The 3,139-nt window shown below is 63.5% G+C and carries 3 protein-coding genes and 1 pseudogene; 3 read left to right on the forward strand and 1 reads right to left on the reverse strand.

The window, feature by feature from the left end; genetic code table 11:
* On the reverse strand, positions 1-574 hold a 574-nt coding region (locus EN993_RS33745; RefSeq protein ID WP_164757987.1), incomplete at its 3' end, for an oligosaccharide flippase family protein.
* 184 nt (positions 575-758) lie between these two features.
* Between EN993_RS33745 and EN993_RS33750 the strand changes: the two genes are divergently transcribed.
* The 3 genes and pseudogenes from EN993_RS33750 to EN993_RS33760 all read left to right on the forward strand — a co-directional run.
* Positions 759-1,931: a glycosyltransferase gene (locus EN993_RS33750; protein ID WP_127266046.1), complete on the forward strand. Its 1,173-nt coding sequence runs from the start codon at positions 759-761 to the stop codon at positions 1,929-1,931.
* Positions 1,932-1,956: 25 nt separating this feature from the next.
* A complete protein-coding gene (locus EN993_RS33755) occupies positions 1,957-2,952 on the forward strand; it encodes a glycosyltransferase family 2 protein (RefSeq protein ID WP_127266047.1) in 996 nt (331 codons plus the stop codon).
* Positions 2,952-3,139, forward strand: a pseudogene (locus EN993_RS33760) (glycosyltransferase family 2 protein); the annotation flags it as partial. The gene EN993_RS33755 and the pseudogene EN993_RS33760, both read left to right, overlap by 1 nt.

Genomic DNA, 3,139 nt, shown 5'->3' on the forward strand with positions numbered 1-3,139 from the left:
GCACAGCACCGGTCAGCGTGCCGGCAAACAACGCCCAATAGGAGCGGTCGATAAAGGTCCAGGCGATCGACACGGCAAGCCCGGCGATGGCGCTGGCGACGTCGATGACGGCCAGGCGGCCGAACTGCATGCGGCGCGTCAAGAGCGCCAGATGCTGGGCGCCCAGCCCGTAGGCCATGATCTGCAGCCCGAATGCGGCGACAAGACCCGTCACACGCGGCTCGCCATAGAAGGCGGCAACCAGCGGTGCTGCACCCGCAAGCACGCAAGCCAGGATCGCGCTGACGGCGACATTGATCCAGAAGAGGTAGTTCACCTCTTCATGCCGGATGCCGCTTTTCTGGATTGTCGCCTGGGTCAGGCCGAAATCCTGGAACAGCGCGATGAAGGCCAGTACCGGCGCACACATCGCCACGACACCGAAATCCTGTGGCGACAACAGCCGCGACAGCACGATGACGGACAGGATCTGTGTCGCGACCCGCACCGATTGCGCCATGGCGGTGACGACCGCGCCGCGCCCGACCGATTTGCGCAAGGAGCCTTCTGGCGGATCGAATGCATTGGCTTCCAAATTCAGGATTCCTGATTTTTGCACGGATTTCCGAGCTCGAAAATCCACCACCGCCGCCGACCACAAACTACGGCAATAATTTTGCAGTGCAACAGAAAACGTCGATCGATGCAGCAAAAATGTTGCGATGCAGCAAGAGCTGTACTAGCATTCCCATGGGTGGGCCAACAGCGGTCGAGTTTTTATGCTGCATGTCTTGTACCTTGTGCACGACGTTTCCGACCCGGCCGTGCGCCGGCGGATCACGATGCTCAGGGCAGGTGGGGCCCAGGTCACCCTGGCCGGCTTCCGCCGCACCACGAATCCGATCGCGGATGTCGAGGGATTGCGGCCGATCGACCTCGGCGCGACGCGTGACGGGCGATTCGGCCAACGCCTCGCGGCGGTCGCCAAGGCTGCCCTATCGATCGGCTCGAGGCTTGGCGGCGTGCCAAGGCCCGATCTCATCATCGCGCGCAACCTAGAAATGCTGGCGCTCGCTCGTCGCGCCAGATCAGCCTTCGGTGCGTCGGTTCCGATCGTTTACGAGTGCCTCGACATTCATCGCCTTGTGCTTCGCAACGATGTCCTGGGCAAGGCGCTGCGCGCCACCGAACGCTTTCTGGCCAGGGACGTGAAGCTGCTGGTGACCAGTTCGCCTGCCTTCATCGCCAATTATTTCGAACCGTTCGGCCAGGTCGCAGCACCCATCGAGCTGGTCGAGAACAAATATTTCGAGGTCGCGGCGATCTTGCCCGGCGCCTCCGAGGTCGAAGAGAGCCCGGTCGGCCCGCCATGGCGGATCGGCTGGTTCGGCGCCTTGCGCTGTCGCCGTTCGCTTGAGTTGCTGGCCGATTTCTCCCGCCGCATGGAGGGGCGCTTCGAGATCGTGCTGCGCGGCCGTCCGGCTTTGTCCGAATTCCCGGATTTCCATGGCTTTGTCGAAGCCGAACCATGGCTGTCGTTTCGCGGGCCCTACCGCAACCCGGAGGACATGGCTGCGATCTATAACGACGTCCATTTTTCCTGGGCGATCGATTTCTTCGAAGCGGGACAGAACTCCGAATGGCTCCTGCCAAACCGGCTCTATGAAGGCTGCCGTTTCGGCGCAGTGCCGATCTCGATGGGCAATACCGAGACCGGGCGGTTCCTCAAACAGCAGGATATCGGCGTGCTGTTGCCGCAGGCCTCGCCCGAGGCGCTCGAAGCCGCGCTCGGCAAGATGGAGGAGCATCGCTTCGCCAGGTTGAAGGGGCGTGTTCTTGCCCGCAACCCGAGGACTTGGAGCTACGACCGCAGCGATTGCCGGGCGCTTGTCGAGCGACTGCGCAGCCTGACCGCCGTGCCCGGCTCCTTCGCAGCCGAGGCGTTGGCATAGCATGGCTGGAGATAGACAGGGGCAGATGACGCAGGCGGAAAAACCCTCATCCAGCCTGATCGTTATCCCATGCCTGAACGAAGCCGCCCATATCGGTGCGCTGCTCGATCAATTGCGACCCGCAGCCGCTCGGCTTGGCGCCCGGATCATCGTCGCCGATGGCGGCAGCACCGACGGCACGCTGGCCATCGTCGAGGACATCATCGCCAAGGATTCGCGCGTTATCCTGCTTCACAATAAGCGGCGCATCCAGAGCGCGGCGATCAATCTCGCCGTCGGCACCTTCGGCGAGGGTGCCGACTATCTCATCCGCATCGATGCGCATGGCGGCTATCCCGACGACTATTGCGACCGGCTGGTCGAGGAGGCGTTGGCCACAGGGGCGGATTCGGTTGTCGTATCGATGCTGACCAGCGGCACCGGCACCGTGCAGAAGGCCGCCGCCGCGGCGCAGAACTCCAAGCTCGGCACCGGCGGCTCGAAGCATAGGCACCTTTCGGGGGGCGAGTGGATCGACCACGGCCATCATGCGCTGATGCGGATATCGGCCTTCGGTTCTGTCGGCGGTTATGACGAGACGTTCAGCCACAACGAGGATGCAGAACTCGATTACCGCCTCCGCAAGGCTGGCTACAAGATCTGGATGAGCGGCAAGACGCAGATGGTCTACTATCCGCGCGCCTCGCTCTCAGGCCTCTATTTCCAGTATCTCGGCTACGGCCGCGGCCGCGCCAAGAACGTGCTGAAGCACCGCGTCATCCCGAAGGTCCGGCAGATGGTGCCGTTGCTGGTGTTTCCGGTCGTGCTGTTGGCGGCCTTTTCGTTCGTGCATTGGCTGGCGGCGGTGCCGCTGCTGCTGTGGGCGTCGGTGTGCCTGGGCTATGGTCTGTGGACGGCCATCCGCCAGCGTAATGCCGACATCGCGCTTGCCGGCGTCTCGGCGATGGTCATGCATCTTGGCTGGTCGGTCGGCTTCTGGCTGCAGCTTCTCGGCCTCGGGTCGCGGCGCGGGGTGGCGTGATGGCGGTGTCGGCCAAGAACCTCAGCATCGACATCGGCGTCTGCACGTTCCGCCGGCCGGAACTGGCCGACACGCTGCGCTCGCTCGACGCCATGGAGATGCCGGCGGGATTCGATATCCGCATCATCGTCGCCGACAATGATGACACGCCGACCGCAAGCGACCTGGTGACGGCGCTGTCGCAGGA

It is taken from the genome of Mesorhizobium sp. M7D.F.Ca.US.004.01.2.1, from assembly GCF_003997785.1.
In the GTDB taxonomy this organism is placed as follows: Bacteria; Pseudomonadota; Alphaproteobacteria; order Rhizobiales; family Rhizobiaceae; genus Mesorhizobium; species Mesorhizobium loti.

What these genes read in the sequence shown, in the direction of transcription:
- EN993_RS33750 (WP_127266046.1), top strand. Translation starts at nt 759, where the DNA reads ATGCTGCATGTCTTGTACCTTGTGCACGACGTTTCCGACCCGGCCGTG.
- EN993_RS33755 (WP_127266047.1), top strand. Translation starts at nt 1,957, where the DNA reads ATGACGCAGGCGGAAAAACCCTCATCCAGCCTGATCGTTATCCCATGC.